18 protein-coding genes are annotated in these 25,660 nt (G+C 60.3%); 7 read left to right on the top strand and 11 right to left on the bottom strand.

Going from position 1 to position 25,660, the window contains the following annotated elements:
* Positions 1 to 39 precede the first annotated feature (39 nt).
* The 3 genes from zipA to ACLBW8_RS01210 form a co-directional block, all read right to left on the bottom strand.
* Positions 40 to 903 (bottom strand): cell division protein ZipA, encoded by an 864-nt coding sequence (gene zipA / locus ACLBW8_RS01220; protein ID WP_064453604.1) that lies wholly within the window; start codon positions 901 to 903, stop codon positions 40 to 42.
* Positions 904 to 1,161: 258 nt separating this feature from the next.
* Positions 1,162 to 4,650, bottom strand: coding sequence for a chromosome segregation protein SMC (gene smc / locus ACLBW8_RS01215; protein WP_447804369.1), 3,489 nt, complete (start codon positions 4,648 to 4,650; stop codon positions 1,162 to 1,164).
* Positions 4,651 to 4,652: 2 nt separating this feature from the next.
* On the bottom strand, positions 4,653 to 5,312 hold the full coding sequence (locus tag ACLBW8_RS01210; RefSeq protein ID WP_064453606.1) for a GntR family transcriptional regulator: 660 nt from the start codon (positions 5,310 to 5,312) through the stop codon (positions 4,653 to 4,655).
* 280 nt (positions 5,313 to 5,592) lie between these two features.
* Here ACLBW8_RS01210 and xdhA point away from each other — a divergent pair, with 280 nt between their 5' ends.
* From xdhA to guaD, 4 genes are all read left to right on the top strand, one after another.
* On the top strand, positions 5,593 to 7,041 hold the full coding sequence (gene xdhA, locus ACLBW8_RS01205; protein WP_447804368.1) for a xanthine dehydrogenase small subunit: 1,449 nt from the start codon (positions 5,593 to 5,595) through the stop codon (positions 7,039 to 7,041).
* Entirely contained in the window at positions 7,034 to 9,433 is a 2,400-nt protein-coding gene (xdhB, locus tag ACLBW8_RS01200) for a xanthine dehydrogenase molybdopterin binding subunit (RefSeq protein WP_447804367.1), read from the top strand. Before xdhA ends, xdhB begins: the two co-directional genes overlap by 8 nt.
* Before the next feature lie 118 nt (positions 9,434 to 9,551).
* Entirely contained in the window at positions 9,552 to 10,394 is an 843-nt protein-coding gene (gene xdhC / locus ACLBW8_RS01195) for a xanthine dehydrogenase accessory protein XdhC (protein ID WP_447804366.1), read from the top strand.
* Positions 10,395 to 10,401: 7 nt separating this feature from the next.
* Positions 10,402 to 11,706 (top strand): guanine deaminase, encoded by a 1,305-nt coding sequence (gene guaD, locus ACLBW8_RS01190; RefSeq protein ID WP_064454993.1) that lies wholly within the window; start codon positions 10,402 to 10,404, stop codon positions 11,704 to 11,706.
* Positions 11,707 to 11,807: 101 nt separating this feature from the next.
* On the opposite strand, the gene ACLBW8_RS01185 is transcribed toward guaD, so the two are convergent.
* Positions 11,808 to 12,572, bottom strand: coding sequence for a GntR family transcriptional regulator (locus tag ACLBW8_RS01185; RefSeq protein ID WP_017134778.1), 765 nt, complete (start codon positions 12,570 to 12,572; stop codon positions 11,808 to 11,810).
* A 227-nt stretch (positions 12,573 to 12,799) separates the two neighbouring features.
* Between ACLBW8_RS01185 and ACLBW8_RS01180 the strand changes: the two genes are divergently transcribed.
* Positions 12,800 to 13,990: a benzoate/H(+) symporter BenE family transporter gene (locus ACLBW8_RS01180; protein WP_447804365.1), complete on the top strand. Its 1,191-nt coding sequence runs from the start codon at positions 12,800 to 12,802 to the stop codon at positions 13,988 to 13,990.
* Positions 13,991 to 14,045: 55 nt separating this feature from the next.
* Here the strand turns inward: ACLBW8_RS01180 and ACLBW8_RS01175 are convergent, their stop codons facing one another.
* Positions 14,046 to 14,390: a YggL family protein gene (locus ACLBW8_RS01175; RefSeq protein WP_003219101.1), complete on the bottom strand. Its 345-nt coding sequence runs from the start codon at positions 14,388 to 14,390 to the stop codon at positions 14,046 to 14,048.
* A gap of 237 nt (positions 14,391 to 14,627) precedes the next feature.
* Here ACLBW8_RS01175 and dacB point away from each other — a divergent pair, with 237 nt between their 5' ends.
* Complete coding sequence (gene dacB / locus ACLBW8_RS01170) at positions 14,628 to 16,103, top strand: D-alanyl-D-alanine carboxypeptidase/D-alanyl-D-alanine endopeptidase (RefSeq protein WP_447804364.1); 1,476 nt, start codon at positions 14,628 to 14,630, stop codon at positions 16,101 to 16,103.
* 108 nt (positions 16,104 to 16,211) lie between these two features.
* Here dacB and ACLBW8_RS01165 read toward each other — a convergent pair whose 3' ends face one another.
* Positions 16,212 to 18,596 (bottom strand): sensor domain-containing diguanylate cyclase, encoded by a 2,385-nt coding sequence (locus ACLBW8_RS01165; protein WP_447804363.1) that lies wholly within the window; start codon positions 18,594 to 18,596, stop codon positions 16,212 to 16,214.
* A gap of 159 nt (positions 18,597 to 18,755) precedes the next feature.
* Entirely contained in the window at positions 18,756 to 21,020 is a 2,265-nt protein-coding gene (gene rlmKL, locus ACLBW8_RS01160) for a bifunctional 23S rRNA (guanine(2069)-N(7))-methyltransferase RlmK/23S rRNA (guanine(2445)-N(2))-methyltransferase RlmL (RefSeq protein WP_262665940.1), read from the bottom strand.
* 531 nt (positions 21,021 to 21,551) lie between these two features.
* On the opposite strand from rlmKL, the gene rmf reads away from it, so the two are divergent.
* Positions 21,552 to 21,767, top strand: a complete 216-nt coding sequence (gene rmf / locus ACLBW8_RS01155; RefSeq protein ID WP_002553055.1) for a ribosome modulation factor — start codon at positions 21,552 to 21,554, stop codon at positions 21,765 to 21,767.
* 127 nt (positions 21,768 to 21,894) lie between these two features.
* On the opposite strand, the gene ACLBW8_RS01150 is transcribed toward rmf, so the two are convergent.
* The 4 genes from ACLBW8_RS01150 to sctC all read right to left on the bottom strand — a co-directional run bounded on the left by ACLBW8_RS01150 (position 21,895) and on the right by sctC (position 25,500).
* Positions 21,895 to 22,920: a quinone-dependent dihydroorotate dehydrogenase gene (locus tag ACLBW8_RS01150; RefSeq protein ID WP_447804362.1), complete on the bottom strand. Its 1,026-nt coding sequence runs from the start codon at positions 22,918 to 22,920 to the stop codon at positions 21,895 to 21,897.
* A gap of 86 nt (positions 22,921 to 23,006) precedes the next feature.
* Positions 23,007 to 23,462, bottom strand: a complete 456-nt coding sequence (locus ACLBW8_RS01145) for a transglycosylase SLT domain-containing protein (protein ID WP_447804361.1) — start codon at positions 23,460 to 23,462, stop codon at positions 23,007 to 23,009.
* Positions 23,455 to 23,856 carry a winged helix-turn-helix domain-containing protein gene (locus tag ACLBW8_RS01140; RefSeq protein WP_447804360.1) on the bottom strand — a complete coding sequence of 134 codons (402 nt, stop codon included), beginning with the start codon at positions 23,854 to 23,856 and terminating at the stop codon, positions 23,455 to 23,457. The genes ACLBW8_RS01145 and ACLBW8_RS01140 overlap by 8 nt, the downstream gene beginning before the upstream one ends.
* A 189-nt stretch (positions 23,857 to 24,045) precedes the next feature.
* Positions 24,046 to 25,500, bottom strand: coding sequence for a type III secretion system outer membrane ring subunit SctC (gene sctC / locus ACLBW8_RS01135; RefSeq protein WP_447805002.1), 1,455 nt, complete (start codon positions 25,498 to 25,500; stop codon positions 24,046 to 24,048).
* Between the last annotated feature and the right edge of the window lie 160 nt (positions 25,501 to 25,660).

Raw genomic sequence — 25,660 nt, 5'->3', positions numbered from 1 at the left:
TAGTGCACGGATTCTACAGACAACGCTTAAGATCGAACCTCAGCGTTTCTGTGTCAGGGCGCGACGCTCGAACTCGACGATGCGCTGACGGTAGTGTTCGATGGTCTGGGCCGTGAGGACGCTGCGTTGGTCGTCCTTGAGCTCGCCGTTGAGTTCCTGGGACAGCTTGCGGGCGGCGGCCACCATCACGTCGAACGCTTGTTTCGGGTGACGTGGGCCTGGCAAGCCGAGGAAGAAACTCACTGCCGGGGTGCTGAACAGGTCGATATCGTCCAGATCGAAAGTGCCCGGCTTGACCGCGTTAGCCATCGAGAACAGCACTTCGCCGTTACCGGCCATGCTTTCGTGACGGTGGAAAATATCCATCTCGCCAAAGCGCAGGCCGCTTTCGAGGATGTTCTGCAGCAGCGCCGGGCCTTTGAAGCCGGCGGCGTCGCGGCAGATCACGCTGATCACCAACACTTCTTCGGCGGCCGGCTGATCGTTTACCGATTGGCGTGGCGCGCTTTTGGTCGGGGTCTCGTCAGGGAAGTCGTCATCGCGGCTGCTGAAGCTCGGGCCTTCATCGACGTCGAGGTTCAGGTCGCCCTGATGCGGCTCGGCCACCGGCGCACTGCCGCGCTTGCCACGCTTGGAGGACGGCTCCCGCGCTTCACGCATTGGCGCGCTCATCGACGGCAAGTCGTGCTCGTCCAGCTGCGGCTCTTTATGAGTATCCAGCACACGGGGCGGCCCCAGCAGCTCGGCGCTGCCGTCGTCGTCGGGCAAGTTGGACAGGTTACGGTCCAGACGGAATTTGAGCTTGCCCTTGCCACCGCGCATGCGGCGCCAGCCATCAAAAAGAATACCGGCAATGACAATAATGCCGATGACGATCAGCCACTCGCGCAGACCGATTTCCATGTAATCCCGTGCCTCTAATAAAAAATGCTGAAAAATAAGGGGTTTAGCACCGTGCAAACCGCTTTAAAACGTGGCGCCAACTCTATGTTCTGACTGACGTTTTGCCCACGCATACGAAAAATTGACATTAAACTAGCACGACCCAAGATAACTTTACACCGTCTGTCAAAATGCCTTGAACAAATATGTCCATTTGCCACTTTCGCCAGACCGGTCCATCTCCTGTTACGGGCTAAAAATCTGCTCTGCCAGCGCGGTTCAGGACTCCACCATCGCCATCGCTTCCTCGACATCCACTGCCACCAATCGCGAACAACCCGGCTCGTGCATCGTTACACCCATCAATTGGTCCGCCATTTCCATGGCGATCTTGTTGTGGGTGATATAGATGAACTGCACGGTCTGGGACATCTCTTTCACCAATCGAGCGTAGCGTCCAACGTTAGCGTCATCCAGCGGGGCGTCAACTTCGTCGAGCATACAAAACGGCGCCGGGTTCAACTTGAAGATGGCAAATACCAGAGCCAATGCAGTCAGGGCCTTCTCGCCGCCGGACAACAAATGGATGGTGCTGTTCTTCTTGCCCGGAGGCCGCGCCATGATCGTTACCCCTGTATCGAGTAGATCTTCGCCCGTCAGTTCCAAGTAGGCGCTGCCTCCACCGAAAACTTTCGGGAATAACGCCTGTAAACCGCTATTAATCTGATCAAAGGTATCTTTGAAGCGATTACGGGTTTCCTTGTCGATCTTGCGAATCACGTTTTCCAGGGTGTCGAGGGCTTCCACCAGGTCGGCGTTCTGAGCATCCAGATAACGTTTACGCTCGGACTGCTGCTGGTACTCGTCGATGGCCGCAAGGTTGATCGCACCGAGCCTTTGAATACGCGCAGCAATCCGCTCAAGTTCTTCTTCGGCGTCTTTTTCGTTGGCCTGGGCGGTCAAGGTATCGAGCACGCCGTGCAGATCGTAACCGTCTTCCAACAACTGGTCTTGCAGGGTCTTGCGGCGCACGGTCAGGGCTTGCCATTCCATGCGTTGCTGTTCGAGTTGGCCGCGGATCAATTGGGATTGCTGCTCGGCCTGGGTCCGCCGTTTTTCTGCGTCACGCAGTTCGCGGTCGGCGTCCTCCAGGGCGATCTGCGCAGTCTTGAGTTCTTCGTCGACGGTCATGCGCTTGTCGAGCAATTCTTCGAGCTTGAGCCGCAACTCTTCCAGCGGCGCTTCGCCCTCCTCCAAATTGAGGCTCAGTTGTTCGCGCTTTTCGGTGAGGCGCTCGGATTGCATCTCCAGGCGCTCAAGGGCCTGGCGCGTGGAATCGTGCTGGGCGCGCAAAGAGCCGAGGCGCACCGCCAATTGGTGGGCGTGGTCCTTGTGCTGGCGGGCTTCCTGACGCACGCGATCGAGGCGCTCGCGCAGGCTGTCACGCTGGGCCAGCAGCAGTTCGCGCTGCTCGGTATCGAGGGCCATGCTGTCGAGGGCTTCTTGCAATTGCAGGCGCGCTTCGCCGATTTGTTCGTGTTCCAGGGCACGCTGCTCGCCCATCTCGACCACTTCGTCGTCGAGGCGGGAGCGGCGCAGTGTCAGTTGCTCGGCCTTGGCCTTGCTCGCCGACAGCTGGGCTTTCAATTCACCTTGCTGGCGCGCCTCATCCTGCAACAGGCGGCGCAAATGTTCGCGACCGGTCTCTTGCTGGCGCTGGGTAGCGCGCAAGGTTTGCAGTTCGGTTTCCAGGCGTTCGAGGGTGGCTTCGCGCTCCTCGCGCTCGGCGGTCAGGTTGACGATTTCCTGGCCACGGGCCAATACGCCGCTTTCCGCTTCGCTGGCACGGCGCACCCGCAGGAAGTGCCGGCCAACCCAGTAACCGTCACGGCTGATCAGGCTTTCACCGGCGCCCAGCTGACCGCGTTGGGCCAGGGCCTGCTCCAGGGAATCCACCGGTTTGACCTGGCCCAGCCAGGGCGACAGATCAATTGCCGCCTCGACCTTGTCCAGCAGACTACCCGGCACGCGGGTGCCATCGGCTGCCGGGCTGAGTAAGCGCAGATCGCCCTGGGCAAAACCGGCCAGGTCGAAGCCGCCAAAATCATCCACCAGCACGGCTTGCAGGTCGGCGCCGAGCACGGTTTCCACCGCCAGCTCCCAACCGGCCTCAACCTTCAAGCCTTCGGCCAGGCGCGGGCGCTCGGCCAGATGCTGGTCGCGCAGCCACTCGGCGGTGCCGGTGCCCGGGTCCAGTGCGGCTTGCTGCAAGGCTTCAAGTGACGCCAGCCGACCGTTGAGCCGCTGCAAGTCGCCCTGGGCCTGCTGCTGGGCCTGGGTCGCCTGTTGCAACTGCTGACGCAATTGCTCCAGGCGCTCCACTTGTTGTTCTTCGCTGGCTTCCAGCTCTTCGAGCGTCATTTCGCTCTCGGCCAGTTGCTCGCTGAGCTCCATGATCGCCGCGTCTTCCGGGTCGGCGGCAAGCAACACACGCTCTTCCTGCAGACGGCGCTGGCGCTCGGCCAGGCGTTCCATGCTGGTTTCCAGCTGCTGGATACGCGACTGCTGCACCTCAGCCTGACGGCGCGGCTCGGCGGATTGCAGGTTGAAAGCGTCCCACTGTTCCTGCCAGCCGTGCATGGTGGTTTCGGATTCTTCCAGCGCAGCGGCCGCTTCTTCGGCGGCGGCGCTGGTGATTTCCTGCTCGGGGGTGAGCATGTCGAGCTCTTCGCCGAGGGTCAGCAACAAGGTGCGGTCATGGCCCAGGTGCGATTCGGTTTCCAGGCGCGCGCGTTCGGCTTCCTTCAAATCATCCTGCAACTGGCGCAGACGCTGCTGGCCGTGCTGGATGCTCTGCTCGACCCGGGCGATATCCCCCCCCACCGAGTAGAAACGGCCCTGCACCAGGTTGAAGCGCTCGGACAGGTCATGGTGCCCATCGCGCAGGCGCTCAATGCTGGCGTCGGCATTGCGCTGCTCGGCCACCAGCGCTTCAAAGCTGATTTCCTGGGTGCCAATGATCGCTTCGCGCTGGCCGACCTGATCATTCAGCGCCTGCCAACGCAGGGCCGACAGCTGCGCCTTGAGCTGACGCTCCTCGCCTTTGTATTCCTGATACTTCTCGGCGGCCTGGGCCTGGCGGTGCAGGCGCTCCAACTGGCGCTCCAGCTCTTCGCGCAGGTCGGTCAGGCGGGCAAGGTTTTCATGGGTGCGGCGAATACGGTTTTCAGTCTCGCGGCGGCGCTCCTTGTACTTGGAGATGCCGGCCGCCTCTTCGATAAAGTTGCGCAGGTCTTCGGGCTTGGCTTCGATCAGCTTGGAGATCATGCCCTGCTCGATGATCGAGTAGCTGCGCGGGCCCAAGCCTGTGCCGAGGAAGATATCGGTGATGTCCCGGCGCCGGCACTTGGTGCCGTTGAGGAAATAACTGTTCTGGCTGTCGCGCGTCACTTTGCGGCGGATCGAGATTTCCGCGTAGGCCGCGTATTCACCGACCAGGGTGCCGTCGGAGTTGTCGAATACCAGTTCGATGCTGGCCTGGCTCACCGGCTTGCGGCTGGTGGAGCCGTTGAAGATGACGTCGGTCATCGACTCGCCACGCAGGTTTTTTGCCGAGCTCTCGCCCATCACCCAGCGCACGGCGTCGATGATGTTCGACTTGCCGCAGCCATTGGGCCCGACCACCGCCGCCATGTTACTGGGGAAGTTCACCGTGGTCGGGTCGACGAAGGATTTGAACCCCGCCAGTTTGATGCACTTGAGCCGCACGCTTAGGCGTCCGCCAACGCAGCGATCACCAGCGAGGAACTGCGCTGGCCATAGGCCGACAGTACCTGGCGAATCTGCGCCAGGTCACGGGCCAGCACGGCGGCGAGCAGTTGCTCGAACAATGCCAGGTACTCGCTCATGGACGCCTTGCGTTGATCCAGCGCCAGGTAATACGCGCGGTTCATCGCCGGCTGCAGGTTCTCGACGGTTTCCTGCAAATACGGGTTGTTGGCGAAGGGGTACGCGGCGCGCATCACGTTGAAGCTTTCTTCGACGAAGGCACGGATGTCCTCGCGTTCAAAACTGGTCACCAGTCGCTGCTGGATTTGCAGGAACGGCGCCATGTCGGCCTGAGTCCGCCAGCCATCCGCCACTGCATTACCGAGCAGGATGTACAACTCGCTCATCAACGTACACAGGCTCTGCACCTTGTGCGCGGTGAGTTCGGTGACGTGGGCGCCACGGCGCGGCAGGATCGCGATCAGGTGGCGGCGCTCAAGGATCAATAAGGCTTCACGCACGGAACCACGGCTGACATTGAGCGCCAGCGTGACTTTCTGTTCCTGGATCCGCTCCCCAGGCTTGAGATCGCCGCGAATGATACGTTCGGCGAGGTGGTGAGCGATTTGCTCGGCGAGACTGTCCGGCGCCTTGAACGTCATGTTTTTCCTTCAAAATCGTCTATCGGTACAAGCGCGGCAGTGTAGCGCATTGGCCAGCTGATGGCGCTACGCCCACGGTGGCGAATTTGGCACGAAATAAGCAACGATGAACAGCCAGAAGCCGCCAAAAACGCCGGTTCCAGAAGACTGGACCATAATTGAAAGTGTTGCGATCGCATTTTCTTGACCTGTAGGTCAGAAAACCATTGACCGAAAAGTCAGATATGACTAGATTCGGCGCAAAGCGGTTAACAACAATAATGAGTCTGCGAGGCCTTCCGTGATCCAGTTTTTACTTAACCAGGAACTCCGTAGCGAGCACGCCCTGGACCCCAATCTGACCGTGCTCAGCTATTTGCGCGAGCATGTGGGCAAACCCGGTACCAAGGAAGGCTGCGCCAGCGGCGATTGCGGTGCGTGCACCGTGGTGGTCGGCGAGCTGCATACCAATGAGCAAGGCGCAGAGCAGATTCGTTATCGCAGCCTCAATTCGTGCCTGACCTTCGTATCGTCGTTGCACGGCAAACAACTGATCAGCGTCGAAGACCTCAAGCATCAAGGCCAGTTGCACAGCGTGCAGCAAGCCATGGTTGAGTGCCACGGCTCGCAATGCGGCTTTTGCACGCCGGGTTTCGTGATGTCGTTGTTTGCCCTGCAAAAGAACAGCGACGCCCCCGACAGCCAAAAAGCCCACGAAGCCCTGGCCGGCAACCTCTGCCGCTGCACTGGCTACCGCCCGATTCTTGCCGCTGCCGAACAGGCCTGCTGCAATAAACCGGTGGACCAGTTCGACAGCCGCCAAGCCGAGACCATCGCCCGCCTCAAAGCCATTGCGCCGACGCAAACCGGCGAGCTCAACAGTGGTGATAAACGCTGCCTGGTGCCGCTGACCGTTGCCGACCTCGCCGACCTCTACGACGCCTACCCACAAGCCCGGCTGCTGGCTGGCGGCACCGACCTGGCGCTGGAGGTCACCCAGTTCCACCGCACGCTGCCGGTAATGATCTACGTTGGCAATATCGAAGAGATGAAGCGCATCGAAAACTTCGACGACCGCCTGGAAATCGGCGCTGCCACTGCGCTGTCCGATTGCTACAGCGCGCTGCATCACGAGTACCCGGACTTTGGCGATCTGCTGCACCGCTTCGCCTCCCTGCAAATCCGCAACCAGGGCACCCTGGGCGGCAATATCGGCAACGCCTCGCCGATTGGTGATTCGCCGCCGCTGCTGATCGCCCTCGGTGCGCAGATCGTGCTGTGCAAAGGCAACACCCGCCGCACCCTGGCGCTGGAAGATTACTTCATCGACTACCGCGTTACCGCGCGCCTGGACAGTGAGTTCATCGAGAAAATCATTGTCCCCAAAGGCCATTCCCTGTTCCGTGCCTACAAGGTCTCCAAGCGCCTGGACGATGATATTTCCGCCGTGTGCGCCGCCTTCAACCTGAAGATCGAAAACGGTGTGATCAACGAAGCACGCGTCGCCTTCGGTGGCATGGCCGCCACGCCCAAACGTGCCAAGAGTTGCGAAGCCGTGTTGGTCGGCGCCACCTGGAACGCCGCCACCGTGGAGAAAGCCTGCGCCGCACTCGCCGAGGATTTCACCCCGCTGTCGGACTTCCGCGCCAGCAAGGAATACCGCCTGCTCAGCGCACAGAACCTGTTGCGTAAATACTTCATCGAGCTGCAAACACCGCACATCGAGACTCGGGTGACCGCTTATGTCTAACCATCACGCCGTCGTTAAAACCCAGGCCGAACTCGCCGCACTGTTTGCCCAGGACCTGACCTCCGGCGTCGGGCGCAGCGTCAAGCATGACAGCGCCGCCAAGCACGTCAGCGGCGAAGCGCAGTACATCGACGATCGCCTGGAATTCCCCAACCAGTTGCACCTGTATGCGCGCATGTCAGACCGCGCCCATGCCAGAATCCTCAGCATCGACACCGCGCCCTGCTATGCGTTTGAAGGCGTACGCATTGCTATCACCCACGAAGACGTACCGGGCCTGAAAGACATCGGCCCGCTGATGCCCGGCGATCCACTGTTGGCCATCGACACGGTGCAGTTCGTTGGCCAAGTGGTACTGGCCGTCGCCGCCCGCGACCTGGAAACCGCGCGCAAAGCCGCCATGGCGGCCGTGATCGAATACGAAGACCTGGACCCGGTGCTGGACGTGGTCGAGGCCTTTCGCAACAAGCACTTCGTGCTGGACAGCCACACCCACCAACGCGGTGACTCAGTGGGCGCGCTGGCCACGGCGAAAAACCGCATCCAGGGCACGCTGCACATCGGCGGCCAGGAACACTTCTATCTCGAAACCCAGATCTCTTCGGTGATGCCCACCGAAGACGGCGGCATGATCGTCTACTGCTCCACGCAAAACCCCACCGAAGTGCAGAAACTGGTGGCCGAAGTGCTGGACGTGTCGATGAACAAAATCGTCGTGGATATGCGCCGCATGGGCGGTGGTTTTGGCGGCAAGGAAACCCAGGCGGCCAGCCCGGCGTGCCTGTGCGCGGTGGTCGCGCGCCTCACCGGCCAGCCGACCAAGATGCGCCTGCCGCGCGTCGAAGACATGCTGATGACCGGCAAGCGCCACCCCTTCTACATCGAATACGACGTGGGCTTCGACGACAGCGGCCGCCTGCATGGAATCAACCTGGAACTGGCGGGTAACTGTGGCTGTTCGCCAGACCTCTCGAACTCGATTGTCGACCGCGCGATGTTCCATGCCGACAACTCGTATTACCTGGGCGACGCCACCGTCAAGGGTCATCGCTGCAAGACCAACACTGCCTCCAACACGGCTTATCGAGGCTTCGGTGGCCCGCAAGGCATGGTCGCCATCGAGGAAGTGATGGACGCCATCGCCCGCCATCTGGCGCTGGACCCATTGGCCGTGCGCAAGGCCAATTACTATGGCAAGACCGAGCGCAACGTCACCCACTACTACCAGACCGTCGAGCACAACATGCTCGAGGAAATGACCGCCGAGCTTGAGGCCAGCAGCCAATACGCCGAGCGCCGCGAAGCGATTCGCCTGTACAACGCCCACAGCCCGATCCTGAAAAAAGGCCTGGCGCTGACGCCGGTGAAGTTCGGCATCTCGTTCACCGCGAGCTTCCTGAACCAGGCGGGCGCCCTGATCCATATCTATACCGACGGCAGCATCCACCTGAACCACGGCGGCACCGAGATGGGCCAGGGCTTGAACACCAAGGTCGCGCAAGTGGTGGCCGAAGTGTTCCAGGTGGAAATCGACCGCGTACAAATCACCGCCACCAACACCGACAAAGTGCCCAACACCTCGCCGACCGCGGCCTCCAGCGGCGCCGACTTGAATGGCAAGGCTGCGCAGAACGCCGCCGAAACCATCAAGCAACGGCTGGTGGAATTTGCCGCGCGCAAGTACGACGTGAGCGAAGCGGATGTGGAATTTCACAACGGCCATGTGCGCGTGCGCGACCAGATCCTGACCTTTGAAAGCCTGATTCAGCAGGCGTATTTCGCCCAGGTCTCGCTGTCGAGCACCGGGTTCTACAAGACCCCGAAAATCTTCTATGACCGCAGCCAGGCAAAGGGTCGGCCGTTCTATTACTTCGCGTTCGGCGCGGCCTGCTGCGAAGTGATCGTCGACACCCTGACCGGCGAATACAAGATGCTGCGCACCGACATCCTCCACGACGTGGGCGCCTCGCTGAACCCGGCCATCGATATCGGCCAGGTCGAAGGCGGCTTCATCCAGGGCATGGGCTGGCTGACCATGGAGGAATTGGTGTGGAACAACAAGGGTAAGTTGATGACCAATGGCCCGGCCAGTTACAAGATCCCGGCCGTGGCGGATATGCCGCTGGACCTGCGCGTGAAGCTGGTGGAAAACCGCAAGAACCCGGAAGACACGGTGTTCCATTCCAAGGCTGTGGGTGAGCCGCCGTTTATGCTCGGGATCGCCTCGTGGTGTGCGATCAAGGATGCGGTGGCGAGTTTGGGTGAGTATCGCCATCAGCCGAAGGTCGATGCACCGGCCACGCCGGAGCGGGTGTTGTGGGGCTGTGAGCAGATGCGGCAGTTGCAGGCGGCGAAGGCTGTTGAGACTGACGCCGAGATGGCTTCGCTTTAGGACCGAGGTGCTGCCATCGCAGGCAAGCCAGCTCCCACATTTGACGGTGTTCACACTCAAAAAAGTGGGAGCGGGCTTGCCCGCGATAGCGGCCTCACAGACACCACAAGAGGTGACTATGAACAACTGGATCAGCGCCCTCGCCGACCTGCAGAACCAGGGTGAACCCTGCGTGCTGGTGACCATCATCGAAGAGCTCGGCTCCACGCCGCGCAATGCCGGCTCCAAGATGGTGATCAGCGCCGCGCAGACCTTCGACACCATCGGTGGCGGGCACTTGGAATACAAGGCGATGCAGATCGCCCGCGACATGCTCGTGCGTGGCCAGCAGAACACCCATCTGGAGCGCTTCAGCCTCGGCGCGAGCCTTGGCCAGTGCTGCGGTGGCGTGACAGTGCTGCTGTTCGAACCCATGGGCCAGGTACAGGCGCAGATCGCCGTATTTGGCGCCGGCCATGTCGGTCGCGCGCTGGTGCCACTGTTGGCGAGCTTGCCGTGCTGGGTACGCTGGATCGACTCCCGTGACCAGGAGTTTCCGGAACATATCCCCCAAGGCGTGCGTAAAATCGTCAGCGAAGAGCCGGTCGACGAAATTGCCGACCTGCCAGCAGGCAGTTACTGCATCGTCATGACCCACAATCATGCGCTGGACCTGGAACTGACCGCAGCACTGCTCAAGCGCAATGACTTTGCTTACTTCGGCTTGATCGGTTCGAAGACCAAGCGGGTCAAGTTCGAACACCGCCTGCGTGACCGCGGCTTCGATACCGCACAGTTGCAACGCATGCGCTGCCCCATGGGCCTCACCGAGGTGAAGGGCAAATTACCGGTGGAGATCGCCATCTCCATCGCCGGCGAAATCATTGCCACCTATAACGCGAATTTCGGCCAGCACACCGCGAGCGCCGAACCCATTGCCAAACTGCTGCCGGTATCACGCCGCAGCCAAGCTATCAGTTGAGATGACCATGCCTTTGACTCGCAAAGCCTACCGTGCCGCCATCCTGCACAGCATCGCCGACCCTGCTGAAGTAGGGATCGAAGCCTCCTACGAGTATTTCGAAGACGGCCTGCTGGTGATCGATAACGGCCAGATCAGTGCCTTGGGCCATGCCAGCGATTTGCTGCCGACGCTGCCCGCCGATATCGACGTCACCCATTACCAGGATGCGCTGATCACACCGGGCCTGATCGACACCCACATCCACCTGCCGCAAACTGGCATGGTCGGCGCCTATGGCGAGCAACTGCTGGATTGGCTCAACACTTACACCTTCCCATGTGAAAGCCAGTTCGCCGACAAGGCCCATGCCGAAGAAGTCGCGGACATCTTCATCAAGGAACTGCTGCGCAACGGCACCACCACCGCGCTGGTGTTCGGCAGCGTGCACCCGCAGTCGGTGAATTCATTCTTTGAAGCGGCCGAGAAACTCGACCTGCGCATGATCGCCGGCAAGGTGATGATGGACCGCAACGCACCGGACTACCTGACCGACACCGCCGAATCCGGCTACCAGGAAAGCAAGGCGCTGATCGAGCGCTGGCACGGCAAGGGCCGTTTGCACTACGCGGTCACGCCGCGCTTCGCACCGACCAGCACCCCTGAACAACTGACACTGGCCGGGCAACTGCTGGGCGAGTACCCGGACCTGTACATGCAGACTCACATCAGTGAAAACCTGCAGGAAGTGCAATGGGTGAAGGAGCTGTTCCCGGAGCGCAAAGGCTATCTGGATGTGTACGACCACTACAAACTGCTGGGCGAGCGCTCGGTGTTTGCCCATGGTGTGCATCTGTGTGACGACGAGTGCGCGCGGCTCGCAGAAACGGGTTCGGCCGTCGCGTTCTGCCCAACGTCGAACTTCTTCCTCGGCAGTGGTTTGTTCAACCTGCCGATGGCCGAGAAGCACAAGCTCAACGTGGGCCTGGGCACGGACGTGGGTGGCGGTACCAGCTTCTCGCTGCTGCAAACGTTGAACGAAGCCTACAAGGTCATGCAGTTGCAGGGCGCGCGGTTGAGCCCGTTCAAGTCGCTGTACCTGGCCACGTTGGGCGGTGCGCGGGCACTGCGCCTGGAAGACAAGATCGGCACTTTGCAGCCGGGCACCGATGCGGACTTTTTGGTACTGGATTACAACGCCACGCCGCTGCTGAGCTATCGCTTGAAGCAGGCCAATAATATTGCCGAGACGTTGTTTGTGTTGATGACGCTGGGGGATGATCGGGCGGTGTTGCAGACGTATGCAGCGGGTCAGCTCGTGCACCAGCGCTAATTTCAGGGCCGCCATAAATCAATGTGGGAGCGGGCTTGTGTGGGAGCCAGCTCCCACACAAGCCCGCTCCCACATTTTTAGTCCCAGGCGAACCTGGAAAATTACAGTTTTACTGAAGAACGCCCTGGCTTCTTGGTCTGCAACAAATGCGAGAACACTGCATGCAAATCATCCGACGCGCTTTCCTCATCGAGGTTGAGCTTGCTGTCGATATGATCCATGTGATGCATCATCAGATTCACCGCCAGCGTCGCGTCCCGTGCTTCGATCGCATCGATCAGCTGAGTGTGCTCATCGTAGGAACAGTGCGAGCGGTTGCCGCTTTCGTACTGGGCGATGATCAACGATGTCTGGGAAACCAGGCTGCGCTGGAAGCTTATCAGCGGCGCATTCTTCGCCGCTTCGGCCAGCTTGAGGTGGAATTCGCCGGAAAGACGGATACCCGCACCGCGATCACCGCGTGAAAAGCTGTCGCGCTCGTCGTTGACCATCTGGCGCAACTCGGCCAGTTGCTCAGCCGTGGCGTGTTGCACCGCCAATTCAGTGATCGCCCGCTCGACCAGACGCCGGGCCAGGAATACCTGGCGCGCTTCTTCTACACTTGGGCTCGCCACCACTGCGCCGCGATTGGGCCGCAGCAACACCACGCCCTCATGGGCCAGGCGCGACAGCGCGCGGCGAATGATGGTGCGGCTGACGCCGAAGATTTCGCCCAGTGCCTCTTCACTCAATTTGGTTCCGGGCGCCAGGCGTTGTTCGAGGATCGCTTCGAAGATATGCGCATAGACGATATCGTCCTGGGTTCCGCTGCGACCGGCCTTGCCGGCTCGCGGTTGTTTCTTGAGAGGTTGCAACTGTTCGTTCATGGGCACTCGGGTAGGGAGAACGGCGGCGAATTAACGGTAATACGGCAACAGCGTGTCGCTGGCAAGTATCACCTAAAAACAGGGCACATTGTACACAACCGAGTGCGCCAACACACTGTACGGCTGTTTGCGGCCTCGGCTGTATTGCAATGAGTCGTTACGTTTGAGTTTAGGCTTGAATCCGGGCCTTCACCGGCAAACACCCAGGTAAAAGGAACACCCTCTCCATGACTGATGCCATCCAAGCGCCCTTGCGCCCGCTGGCCGACACTTCAACGTCGGCCGTCGTCGCCGGCTTCATCGCCATGATGACCGGCTATACCAGCTCCCTGGTGTTGATGTTCCAGGCCGGACAAGCCGCCGGCTTGACCACCGCGCAGATTTCCTCGTGGATCTGGGCCATCTCGATCGGCATGGCGGTGTGCAGCATTGGCTTGTCCCTGCGTTATCGCACGCCCATCACCATTGCCTGGTCGACCCCCGGCGCGGCGCTGCTGATCACCAGCCTGGGCGGCGTGAGTTACGACGAAGCGATTGGTGCCTACATCACCTGCGCGGTGCTGGTGACGCTCTGCGGGCTGACCGGCAGCTTTGAAAAACTGGTCAAGCGCATTCCCGCGTCATTGGCGGCGGCACTGCTGGCGGGGATTCTGTTCAAGATCGGCAGCGAGATTTTCGTCGCCGCGCAACATCGCACCGGCCTGGTGCTGGGGATGTTTTTCACCTACCTGGTCATCAAGCGCGTGTCGCCACGTTATGCCGTGCTGGCCGCGTTGGTCATAGGCACGCTGCTGTCGGGCCTGATGGGGCTGCTGGACTTCAGCGGTTTTCATCTGGAAGTGGCAACGCCGGTCTGGACTACCCCGCACTTCTCGCTGGCGGCGACCATCAGCATCGGCATCCCGCTGTTCGTGGTGGCGATGACCTCGCAGAACATGCCCGGCGTCGCCGTATTGCGCGCCGACGGCTACACCGTGCCCGCCTCGCCGTTGATCACCGCAACAGGCCTGGCCTCGCTGGTGCTGGCGCCCTTCGGTTCCCACGGGATCAACCTGGCAGCGATCAGTGCGGCCATCTGCACCGGGCCGCATGCCCATGAAGACCGCAGCAAGCGCTATACCGCGGCCGTGTGGTGCGGGGTGTTCTACGGGATTGCCGGGGTATTTGGTGCCACGTTGGCGGCGTTGTTCGCAGCCTTGCCCAAGGAGCTGGTGCTGTCGATTGCGGCCTTGGCGTTGTTTGGCTCGATCATCAATGGCTTGAGCATCGCCATGAATGAGCCGAAGGAACGGGAAGCGGCGCTGATCACCTTTATGGTCACCGCGTCAGGCTTGACGTTGTTTTCCATCGGTTCGGCGTTCTGGGGGATTGTGGCGGGGGTGTTGACGCTGCTGATTCTGAATGGGCGCAAGGCTTGATTGTTTAAGACTGCGCAACGAAAAAGCGACCCGGGAGGGTCGCTTTTTTTTGACATCAGACTGCCGGATTGATCGGCTTTTCTGGGTGCCAAGCGTCCAACAGGGCGCTGACTTCAACGCGGGTCAGCTCTGGACGAGCCTTCAGCCACGCTTCAACAGCTGCACGCTGCTCTTCGTTGACCGAACCACGGGTGGCTTTGCAAACCAGACCGAAGTCATCGCCGCCGACGTAGTCCAGGCCGTTGCCGTCCATTGCTTCAGTCAGGAATGCTTCGAGGAAAGCGTCTACCGCTTCATCGTCCAAACCTTCTTTGAAGTCCAGGTTCAGTTCGAAACCCAGCTCTTGAAATTCATCAACGCACAGTTTTTTGCGCAGACGCCGGGAACGGTTAGTCGCCATTGGAACAATCCTCATAAGTAATAACGGGCGGCACTTTAGCAGTTTAAGGCGGCAATTGCCCGACTCTCTGGGACAGGCGGCTATGCGCCAGTTAAAAAAACGCCGATTACCAGCTATCGTTGAGCTACAAGTGGCTCCAGGTTGGGGCATAATGCCGACACTTTCGTGACCAATGAGGGATTTTCTTCCATACCCCTCGCCTTTTTCACCCTCCTCTGCCGTAGGGTTTTATTCCTTATGATCAACTCTTTTCGTTCCCATTCTTTACGTTCAATGTTGTTTGCCGGTTTTTTGCTGCCACTGGCCTTTTCCGTTACCGCTGCGCCGATCAATAACACCCTGCCACCCAATGTTCAGCAAGCCCTCCAAAAAGCCAAAATCCCCAATACTTCGCTGTCCCTGGTGATGCTGCCGCTGACCGGCCCCGGCACTCCGACCGTGTTCAACGCCGATGTTTCGGTAAACCCGGCGTCCACCATGAAACTGGTCACCACCTATGCGGCCCTGGAAATGCTCGGTCCCAACCACCAGTGGAAGACCGAGTTCTACACCGACGGCACCCTCAGCGGTGGCGTGTTGCGCGGCAACCTCTACCTTAAGGGCGGTGGCGATCCCAAGCTGAACATGGAAAAACTCTGGCTGCTGATGCGCGACCTGCGCGCCAACGGCGTGCAACAAGTCACCGGCGACCTGGTGCTGGACCGCAGCTTCTTCAACCAGCCGCAATTGCCCGAATTCAATGACGACGGTAACGACGAGAACAAGCCGTTCCTGGTCAAGCCCGACGCCCTGCTGGTCAACCTCAAGGCCCTGCGCTTTGTTACCCGCAATGATTCGGGCCGGGTGATCGTGTCGGTCGAGCCGCCGATTGCCAGCATCCGTATCGACAATCAGGTCAAGGTGTCCAACGCCAAACAATGCACCGGCGACGTGCGCTACAGCCCCGTAACTGCCGCCGATGGCAGCGTCACCGTGACCGTCAGTGGCCAGTTGGGCGATGGTTGCAGCTCGCAGACTTACCTGTCGCTGCTCGACCATGCCACTTACACCGCCGGCGCCGTGCGCGCGATCTGGCAGGAGTTGGGCGGCACCATCCAGGGCCGTGATATCCAGGCGCCGGTCCCCAAGGACGCCAAGGTGCTGGCCCGTGCATTTTCGCCGGACCTGGCGGAAATCATTCGCGACATCAACAAATACAGTAACAACACCATGGCCCAGCAGTTATTCCTGAGCCTCGGCGCGCAGTTCCGAAACGATGCCGATGGCGATGATGCCAAGGCCGCACAACGCGTTGTGCGTCAGTGGCTGGCGAAGAAAGGCATCACCGCACCGCACCTGGTGATGGAAAACGGTTCCGGTCTGTCCCGCGCCGAACGGGTCAGCGCCCGCGAGATGGCAGCCATGCTGCAAGCCGCCTGGAAAGGCCCGTATTCAGCGGAATACATCAGCTCGCTGCCGATTGCCGGCACCGACGGCACCATGCGTAAACGCCTGAAAACCACCGCCCTGCGCGGCGAGGCCCACGTCAAGACCGGCACCCTGAACACGGTGCGCGCCATCGCCGGGTTCAGCCGCGATAACAACGGCAATAGCTGGGTGGTGGTGGCGATCCTCAACGACTCGAAGCCTTGGGGTGCTTCGTCGGTGCTGGATCAGGTGCTGCTGGATTTGTATCGCCAGCCTAAGCTGACGGCGGCGGCCCCGGTACTCTAAAGGCAACACAGATCAAGTGTGGGCGCTGGCTTGCCTGCGATAGCGGTGTATCAGTATCAGATGCATCGACTGACACTCTGTAATCGCAGGCAAGCCAGCCTCCCACCTTCAGGCACGCAAGCGCTCGGCTTCCACCCGGTCGCGCCCCGCCTGCTTGGCCACATACACCGCCGAATCCGCGCGCAGCAGCAGCTCATCTACGCCTTCATCGACCCGCCAACTGGCCACCCCGAAACTGGCGGTCACGACCCCCACGGGGTCCATCGACGTAGTGCGCAGCGACTGCCACAACTCCATCGCCAGGCTGTAAGCCTGATCACAATGGGTGTGCGGGCACAGCACCACGAACTCTTCGCCACCCAGGCGACAGAACACGTCCGTGCGACGCAGGCGCTGGCTGATGCGCTTGCACACTTCCTGCAGGGCACCATCCCCCACCGCATGCCCATGCTGGTCGTTGATCCGCTTGAAGTGATCGATATCGAACATGATCAACGACAGCGCCCCTGCAGTGCGGTTGAGCCTGAGCATCTCGGCCTGCAGGCGATCCTGAAAATAGCGTCGGTTATAAATCCCCGTCAGCGAGTCGGTAATGGATAACGCGCGCAGTTCCTCCTCTACCCGCTTGAGATCGGAAATGTCCGAAACGTAGCCGTGCCACAAGGTGCCGCCGCCGGGTAACTCCTCCGGCGTCGCTTCGCCGCGAATCCAGCGCAGACCCCGTTGCGGCAATACCACGCGATACTCTTCGCGCCAATGGCTCAACTGCAACGCCGACAGCCGCATCGAGAGTCGTACCCGCTCTACGTCCAGAGGGTGGATACGTTCAAAAACCTTAGTCGCGTCGTGCTGCAAGACGCCGGGTTCGATTTCATAGATATCGCGCATGCCATCGCTGGCGTAGATAAAGCGCCCGTTTCCCTGGGGGTCCAGGGTGAACTGGAAGATTCCGCCGGGCACGTGGGCACTGAGTTTTTTCAGTAAGCGGTCACGTGCGGCCCGCGCTTCGTAGGCGCGCTTCTGCTCGGTGACATCCAGGTATATCGCCAAGTGCCCAACCCACAGGCCATAGTCATCCAGTAAAACAGTGGTCAGCATATTCACCGTCAAATGGCTGCCATCCTGGCGCAGAAGTGTCCATTCCCGCGCCTCGAGCAGGTTGTCCGGACTTTCCACCAGCATCGCCTGACTCGGCGCAATACGCTTGCCCAAGGCCACGCTTAAACTGGCGGCGCGTGATTCGAGCTCGAAGGCCAGGTGCAGGCTCTCAAGCGTCAGCCGCCCCACAACTTCGTCGGCCTTGAACCCAAGCATCTGCTCGGCACCGGCATTGAACGTGTTGATCACGCCTCTGAGGTCAGTGGCAATGATCGCAACCTGGGTGGCGGCATTGAGCACGCTGCGCAATTGCCCATGCGCCCCACGCAACTCCAGCTCACGCAGGCGCAACTGTTCTGTGCGTTGCTCCACCAGTTCCAGCGCGCGTTGGCGCTGGCTGACCAGCACATACAACAAAACACTCAGCAGCAGGCTGAGGAGCACGCCCATGGTCAGGATCGTGCTCTTCGAAGAATGGTTAGCCTGGTCGAAGACCTGGCTAGCGCGAATACTCAGGGCGTACACATGGTCGCCAAGGGTCAGACGGCGCGCGGCAATCAGATCACTCTCGCCTACCGCATTGCTGGACGCGTACAGCACGCGCTGTTGAGTGTCGGAGGTGTCGATGATCTGCATCACCAGGTTGTCCCGCTTCGGCTTGGGCAACCCATCGGCGACCAGCTGGCGCATGCTGATCACCGCCATCACAAAACCGAAAGGCTCTGCGCCAACCGGCTTGCTGACGGGCGCCACCAGCAACACACCGGCAGCATAAGCCGGCTCCACGCCCACCAGTTGCATGGGTTGAGACACCGCCGGCTTTCCACTTTTTTGCGCACGTTCAAGCGCCGAGCGACGCAGCGGCTGGGCCAACAGGTCAAAACCCAAGGGTGAGCCCAGCAGGCTTTGAGTCTGGCTGTACAGCACCGGCACGTATTCATCGCGCTCCGCGGCAGGCGCCAGCTCACCCGACGCACTCAATTCACGGATCGCGAAGGGCACGCCTCGCTGGCGGGAAATTTCCTGCTCAAACGCGCTGCGCTGATCGTGCGATATCCGTGGCGCCCAGGCATAGGCGCGGGCGCGCAACAACAAGGGTTGGGCGAAACCATCAAACTCGGCGCGGGAGACACCACTGGAATTGACGAAGAAACGTTGCAGGCTTGCCAGGCGTTGCTCCTGGTCTTCAAAACGTTCCTGAAGGCGGGCGTAGCGCTCATTGACCAGCAACTGGAAACGCTGGCGAACCTGCTGCTGATAAAGGTCGGCAGCCCCCCAGGCAACGATGATCGTCAGCGTGCAACCTGCCAGTAATACCGCCAATGCCACCAGCCAAGCCGACGCCTGTTCACTGATAAAGCCTAGGATTTTCGGGCGAACAGCTTGTAACGTCATAGGCAACACTCACAACGCCAGCGTGCGGGGGTGTCACTTTGGCTAGGCGTTAAGTTATAGCCATGAGGCCGGTATTTGACCAGCGCAAAAAAGCCGCAAGCCCGGTTTAATCCAGGCTTGCGGCTTTTTGGTGCAACGTGATGCGTCGTGGTGCAGCGATCAGCGCGCGGTGATTTTCCATGCACGGTGGATCTTCGCATTACGCGCGAAATCCGGGTCGAGCGTCTTGTCGCTGATTTCCTCTACGGCATAGCGTTCACTGAGGTTGTCCTCAAGCACGAACTTGCGGAAGTTGTTCGAGAAGTACAGGACGCCACCCGGTGCCAGGCGGGCCATGGCCAGGTCGAGCAACTGCACGTGGTCGCGCTGCACGTCGAAGATGCCTTCCATGCGTTTGGAGTTGGAGAAGGTCGGCGGGTCGATGAAGATCAGGTCGAACTCATCGCGGCTGGCTTCCAGCCACGCCATCACGTCACCCTGCTCCAGACGGTTCTTGTCGGAAAAACCGTTGAGCGAGAAGTTGCGACGCGCCCAGTCCAGGTAGGTTTTGGACAAGTCCACGCTGGTGGTGCTGCGCGCGCCGCCCTTGGCAGCGTGCACACTCGCGGTGGCGGTGTAGCAATACAGGTTGAGGAAACGCTTGCCGGCCGCTTCCTTCTGGATGCGCATGCGCATTGGGCGGTGGTCGAGGAACAGACCGGTGTCCAGGTAGTCGGTGAGGTTGACCAGCAGCTTCACGCCTCCTTCGCTGACCTCGGTGAACTTGCCCTGGGCACTCTGGCGCTCGTACTGCTTGGTACCGCTCTGACGCTCGCGACGCTTGACCACGACGCGGCTCTTGTCGACGTTCAGCGCCTGGGGAATGGCCGCCAGCGCATCGAACATGCGTGCGGAGGCTTTTTCCGGGTCGATGGACTTAGGCGCAGCGTATTCCTGGACGTGAACCCAATCGTGGTACAGGTCGATGGCCATGGAGTATTCCGGCATGTCGGCATCGTACACACGGTAGCAATCCACCCCTTCACGCTTGGCCCACTTGCCCAGCAGCTTGAGGTTCTTCTGCAAGCGGTTGGCGAACATCTGCCCGCCTTCGCTCAGGCGCGCCTGCTCGACCACCGGAGCCGGTGCTGGCTTGATCGGGTTACCGTTCTTGTTGTACTGGCGCTCTTGCGGCTCGGTCGGGGCTTGATCGTAAGCGGCTTGCTCACGCTCGGCCTGACGCTGTTCCGGGGTACGGCGCTCGCCGGTGACGAACTGGTCCGGGTTGACCTTGATCAGCAGCAATTTGCACGGCAACGCGCCGTTCCAGAACGAATACTGTTTGTGGCTGCGAATGCCCATGCGCTTGCCCAGGTCCGGCGCGCCGGTGAACACCGCCGCTTCCCAACCCATACACGCCTGGCGCAGACGCTCGCCAAGGTTCTGGTAGAGGTACAACAGGCTGGCTTCGTCACCCAGGCGCTCGCCGTAGGGTGGGTTGCAGATCACCAGGCCTTTCTGGTTCTGGTCCGGGCGCGGTTCGAAGGTGCCGACTTCGCCCTGGTACACCTTGATCCAGTGGCTCAAGCCTGCGCGTTCGATGTTGTTGCGGGCTGGCTGGATCAGACGCGGGTCAGCTTCGTAACCACGGACCCACAGCGGCGGTTTGTTCATGCCGATGGCGGCACGCTCACTGGCTTCGGCGTGCAGTTTCTTCCACAGCGCCGGGACGTGACCGAGCCAGGTGGTGAAACCCCACAGTTCGCGGTTGAGGTTGGGTGCCATGTCGGCCGCGATCATTGCGCCTTCCACCAGGAAGGTACCCACGCCGCACATCGGGTCCGTCAGCGCGCCGCCTTCGGCAGCAATGCGCGGCCAGCCGGCGCGAATCAAAATCGCGGCGGCCAGGTTTTCCTTCAACGGTGCCGCGCCCTGCTGCAGGCGGTAACCGCGCTGGTGCAAGCTGTGGCCGGACAGGTCAAGGGAGAGAATCGCTTCGCCACGGTCGAGGCGCAGGTGGATACGCAGGTCCGGGTTGATTTTGTCGATGGACGGGCGTTCGCCGGTCGGGGTGCGCAGCTTGTCGACAATCGCATCCTTGACCTTCAGCGCGCCGAAGTGGGTGTTATCGATGCCCGAGCCGTGACCGCTGAATTCTACCGCCAGGGTGCCGTCCGAGACCATGTGGTCAGCCCATTCGATATCCAGCACGCCGTGGTACAGGTCTTCGGCGTCCTTCATCGGGAAGCGCTTGAGCACCAGCAATACGCGGTTGGCCAGGCGCGACCAGAGACACAGGCGGTAGGCAGTTTCCATATCGGCCATGCCGCGCACGGCCGAAGTGTGCTCGCGGGCTTCTTCAAGGCCAAGCCCGACGGCTTCCTCGATCAGCAGGCCTTCGAGGCCCTTGGGGCAAGTGAGGAAGAGTTCAAAACGGTCCGACATGGGCATTCCAGGCTTTTCAGCAATAAATGAACGGGCGACGCATCGCCGGCTCGGTTTTCAATCAAGCACTTTTCTTGAAGAGTGCTCGCGTGGCACGAATGTGCCGTTCCACCCCGGCTGCCGGGCCTTTCGGCCAAAATTTCCGGGGCAGATAAACAATTGTTTGCAACAAAAAGAAATATTCCGACCCTTCGTCGAATAATAACCGACTGCAACGAGCGGGCATTCTCACTAAAGGATTAAACCCATCCTCTTTGCAAGGCACATCATAGCTGGCTTTGCCCAATAAATGGGGCGAAAAGCCATCCCAGCTTATGGCTATAGCATCGTTATCGTTACGTGCTTATGACAAAACGATCATTGAATCCATGTGACCTATTGGTTAGAACTCAACACAGGTTGGCGCCGTAACGACGCCGACACATTGGCTCGCCACGCCGGCAGCGAGCCCACCAACGGCAGAAAAACTCTGCCCGGCCTCAGACGAGGCCGAAGGATATCTACACAGTCAACAAGTGAGGGAAACACCCTATGAGAAGACTTAAGCGTGATCCGTTGGAAAGAGCATTTTTACGCGGATATCAGTATGGCGTTCATGGCAAATCCCGTGAGCTTTGCCCATTTACTCTACCGTCGGTACGCCAAGCCTGGATCAACGGCTGGCGAGAAGGACGCGGCGACAATTGGGACGGTATGACCGGCACTGCGGGGATACATAGACTCAACGAACTTCACGCCGTCGGCTAACACAGGGCACTTAATCCGACATACCACCTAGAAGATTATGTAACGACTTAACCACGCACGTCCTATCCGGGCGGCGGGCTTCGGCCCAGGGGGCTCCTAATGGAGCCCTTTTTAATGGCCGATACTTTCAGGCCTTCGGCAACGCGGCAATCGCATCCACCGACTCGCGAATCAGCGCCGGCCCCTTATAGATAAAGCCGGAGTACAACTGCACCAGGCTCGCGCCCGCCGCAATCTTCTCGGCGGCGTGCTTGCCTTCGGTGATGCCGCCCACCGCGATGATCGGCAAACGCCCCGCCAGCTCAGCGGCCAGCACCTTGACGATATGGGTGCTCTTGTCACGCACCGGCGCACCCGACAGGCCGCCCGCTTCATCACCATGCGCCAACCCTTCAACGCCGACACGGCCGAGGGTGGTGTTGGTAGCAATCACCGCATCCATACCCGAATCGACCAACGCCTGGGCAACCAGAACAGTTTCTTCATCACTCATGTCTGGAGCAATCTTGATGGCCAACGGTACGCGCTTGCCATGGCGCACCGTCAAGTCTTCCTGGCGCTGACGCAAGGCTTCGAGCAATTGCTTGAGGGAATCACCAAACTGCAGGCTGCGCAGGCCCGGGGTGTTGGGTGAACTGACGTTGACCGTGACGTAGCTGGCGTGGGCGTAAACCTTGTCCAGGCAGATCAGGTAATCATCGACGGCGCGCTCTACCGGGGTATCGAAGTTCTTGCCGATATTGATACCGAGGATGCCCTTGTACTTCGCAGCCTGAACCCGCGACAGCAGGTGATCAACGCCCAGGTTGTTGAAGCCCATGCGGTTGATGATCGCCTCGGCTTCCGGCAAACGAAAGATGCGCGGCTTAGGGTTGCCCGGTTGCGGCCGTGGCGTCACGGTGCCGATTTCGACAAAGCCGAAACCCAGTTGCGCAAAACCGTCGATGGCCGCGCCATTCTTGTCCAGGCCGGCAGCCAGCCCGACCGGGTTGGGGAAATCGAGCCCCATCACCGTCACCGGCATTTTTGCCGGTGCCTTGCATACCAGGCCATTGAGCCCCAGGCGACCACCGGCACCGATCAAGTCCAGGGACAGATCGTGGGAGGTTTCCGGAGAGAGTTTGAACAACAACTGGCGGGCCAGGGTATACATGGGCGGGCTAGACTCGGATGGCGGCGAAAGGTGGCGCCGATTATAGCCGGGGTGGCACGCCAGGTGCGAGGCGTGCCGTCCAATCGTCATTGGCGTTGCGCAACCAGCACCTCATACCGAGCCCAGATCTTTTGTGCATAACGTAAGCGCAACGCCTCACGCTCAGGCGCAGCCCCTGCGTTGTATGAGCCAATAGCTGTCCAGTTGTAACCGAAGCGCTGGATGAACTCGGCGAGGATCGAGGCGCCCACTTCAATCGACAAACAAGGCTCACTCAGCAACCGTTCCTGGGTAATCCCCTGCTTGAGCAAGCGAGGCAAATGCATGCTGTTGATTTGCATCAAGCCAATATCCCGGGAGCCATCGCTGTTGCCGGCGTTCAAGGCTTGCGCCTGGTACCCCGACTCCACGGCAGCAATGGCCTGCAACAGTTCCGGCTCGATGTCGTAGCGACGGGCTACTTCATCCCAGCAACTTGCCCAGGCTGGAAGACTGCCCATCAACAGGCTCAACAGTAAACTTTTGCACAGGCGCTTAATCATGTCTCACCTGGCCACAAGCCGAACAGATGCGCTGCGCACGTCCCAGCCCTGTCTGTCGAGGTTCGTGTTGCCGGACGTTCACGGCACAGGTAAAGCGATAGCCCCTGCCATAAATCGTCTTGATAAACCGCTTGTCCATCTTCAAGTGTTTGCGCAACGCATAAATGCAGCGGGTGAGCGACTCTTCAGCAACCTCTCCACGTGGCCAGACCCACTCAAGCAAACGATCCTTGGTGATCAGTGCGCCATCGGACGCCAGCAGCAGCCGCAGTACCTGCCACTCCTTGGGCGGCAACTGAATGTCCACACCATCGCCGGTCAACCGTCCATCGCCATGCAAGGTCCACCCGGCAAAGACCGATGAGGCCGTCGCCCCTTCATTCGTGAGGGTCATACACACCTCTGCATCCAACTACTGACATTGAATTCCTTGTTTCAAGAAACGGCGAAACGCCAACCCCGCGACTATAAAAACCTGAACCTGGGACAGCGCTAGGAAAAAACCGATGTATTCGAGGCTTTCGGCGGGTACCGCGTAGGATCTTTCGCCACTACGGTCAACAAGCGTGCTTAAACGGCGATCTCATTCAGAGACATCATGGTTTTGGCGCACAAACGCACGTTGCACGCGCTCATATTGAGCCTGCGTCAGCGGCGGCGGCCCCACAGCGCCAGCCAACATCCTGGGCTCACTCCCAACCGCACGCGCCTGGATTACAAACAACCGGACCTCGGCGCGTCGCCCGCGACCCGCCCCCTCGTCATCACGTCGAAAACCGCCCAGCCACAGGCGTTTACCCTGCGCCACGCGCACCACCGTGCTGATTCCCACTCTGCCTGCCGCCCCTGCGGCGCCAGGCGTGGTTTTACCCGCCATCTGGCGGCCATCCTCAAGACTCAGCAGCATTTCGATCTGATTCGCTTGAGCAAAGCGCGGTAGCACACTGGCTTCGGTGCCATAGCGTACGGGCTGCCATTCGCCTTTGTTGTCCCCGGGGTTGGGCAGGTAGAACGTGTGCTGATCCTGGAACACCGCCGGTACATTTTCCTGGGTGAGTATCACCGGGTACGCTGTGATCCTGGCTTTGCGGCGACGCTCCAGCGCATTGAGCTGCACCATCAAGCGGTTATCGTCCAAGGGTTCCATGACGCGCGTCACGGAAGCCACGCCGTCGGTTTCCCGGGCCCAGGCTGCGCCGAGCTTCTCGAGTTCGTCGCGGTCCACATCGACCTGCCACAGTGCCACTTCAATCGGACGTTTGGGCTTGTCCAGCTCCGCCACCAGGTCCTCAATCACCTTCACCTGGGCAGGCTTGCCCTTGATCAACAAACTGTTGGAGTCAGGATAGGCAATCACTAACAAGCTCTTGTCGGCCAGTAAGCCCGGCGGGCGCTGCGTGGCATCCTTCTGCTCGATAGCCAGCAGGTTTTCGATTATCGAGGCCATGCCCGGCACATTGACCTTGTCGTTACCCATGGCGTATTGACGGTCCGCCACGTGGGTATTGAATACCTGCACCACGCCGAAGATCTGCTTGCCCATGCGCACCTCGGTGCGTTGCCTGTCCATCAGCCGGGCCAGGTGCAACACCTGATCCACATAATTGGGTGGCCCGGCCACATAGAACGTCCGCCCGCCGCTCTCCCTGAGGGGATAACGTGATTCATCTAGCCCCGAACGGCGCATGAACCCTCGCAACCTGTCGACAGAGATATGCCGCAGCGCCACCGCCGAGCTTTTTGCTTCGCCCGCGTCATACAGATAAAGCACCTGCCCGTCGCTGTACCAGATCAGACCTTGTTGCGCGGCGACCGCCTCCAGGGTCTGCTGAGCCATCCCCAAATCGAATACCCCGGAGATACGCTTGCGCGCCACGTCGCGGCTGACGACGACGGGCAGGCCCAAAGGCACCGATAACGCGGTAAAAAAGGTATGCAGGCTCTCATCCCGCGCCTGGTAGCTTTCCCCCAGGGCGGGAGCGTTTGCCAGCAACAACGTAAGGCACATCAGCCAGGGGCACAGCCTGTGGAAACTCATCATCGCCGAGGGTTCGATATACACGCAGGGGTTCCTGGCAGTCTGGCGCAAAGAAGCGGCCATACTGAAAGGGCGTCGACTTTCAATCTTGATGGAAAGCTGACGGCAGGCCACCTCTATCTGCCCGTGGCATGTGCCTTGCTTTGGACTCTGCATCAGA

This window comes from Pseudomonas sp. M5A4_2d, assembly GCF_053345295.1.
Note: the sequence above shows the minus strand (reverse complement) of the source record. Positions and strands in the feature narration are given on the sequence as shown.

Coding starts and splice junctions, on each gene's coding strand:
- zipA (WP_064453604.1), bottom strand. CDS start 903: ATGGAAATCGGTCTGCGCGAGTGGCTGATCGTCATCGGCATTATTGTC.
- ACLBW8_RS01210 (WP_064453606.1), bottom strand. CDS start 5,312: ATGACGTTCAAGGCGCCGGACAGTCTCGCCGAGCAAATCGCTCACCAC.
- rlmKL (WP_262665940.1), bottom strand. CDS start 21,020: ATGTCGGACCGTTTTGAACTCTTCCTCACTTGCCCCAAGGGCCTCGAA.
- sctC (WP_447805002.1), bottom strand. CDS start 25,500: ATGAGTTTCCACAGGCTGTGCCCCTGGCTGATGTGCCTTACGTTGTTG.
- ACLBW8_RS01175 (WP_003219101.1), bottom strand. CDS start 14,390: ATGGCGACTAACCGTTCCCGGCGTCTGCGCAAAAAACTGTGCGTTGAT.
- dacB (WP_447804364.1), top strand. CDS start 14,628: ATGATCAACTCTTTTCGTTCCCATTCTTTACGTTCAATGTTGTTTGCC.
- ACLBW8_RS01165 (WP_447804363.1), bottom strand. CDS start 18,596: ATGACGTTACAAGCTGTTCGCCCGAAAATCCTAGGCTTTATCAGTGAA.
- xdhB (WP_447804367.1), top strand. CDS start 7,034: ATGTCTAACCATCACGCCGTCGTTAAAACCCAGGCCGAACTCGCCGCA.
- ACLBW8_RS01145 (WP_447804361.1), bottom strand. CDS start 23,462: ATGATTAAGCGCCTGTGCAAAAGTTTACTGTTGAGCCTGTTGATGGGC.
- rmf (WP_002553055.1), top strand. CDS start 21,552: ATGAGAAGACTTAAGCGTGATCCGTTGGAAAGAGCATTTTTACGCGGA.
- ACLBW8_RS01140 (WP_447804360.1), bottom strand. CDS start 23,856: ATGACCCTCACGAATGAAGGGGCGACGGCCTCATCGGTCTTTGCCGGG.
- guaD (WP_064454993.1), top strand. CDS start 10,402: ATGCCTTTGACTCGCAAAGCCTACCGTGCCGCCATCCTGCACAGCATC.
- ACLBW8_RS01185 (WP_017134778.1), bottom strand. CDS start 12,572: ATGAACGAACAGTTGCAACCTCTCAAGAAACAACCGCGAGCCGGCAAG.
- xdhC (WP_447804366.1), top strand. CDS start 9,552: ATGAACAACTGGATCAGCGCCCTCGCCGACCTGCAGAACCAGGGTGAA.
- ACLBW8_RS01180 (WP_447804365.1), top strand. CDS start 12,800: ATGACTGATGCCATCCAAGCGCCCTTGCGCCCGCTGGCCGACACTTCA.
- ACLBW8_RS01150 (WP_447804362.1), bottom strand. CDS start 22,920: ATGTATACCCTGGCCCGCCAGTTGTTGTTCAAACTCTCTCCGGAAACC.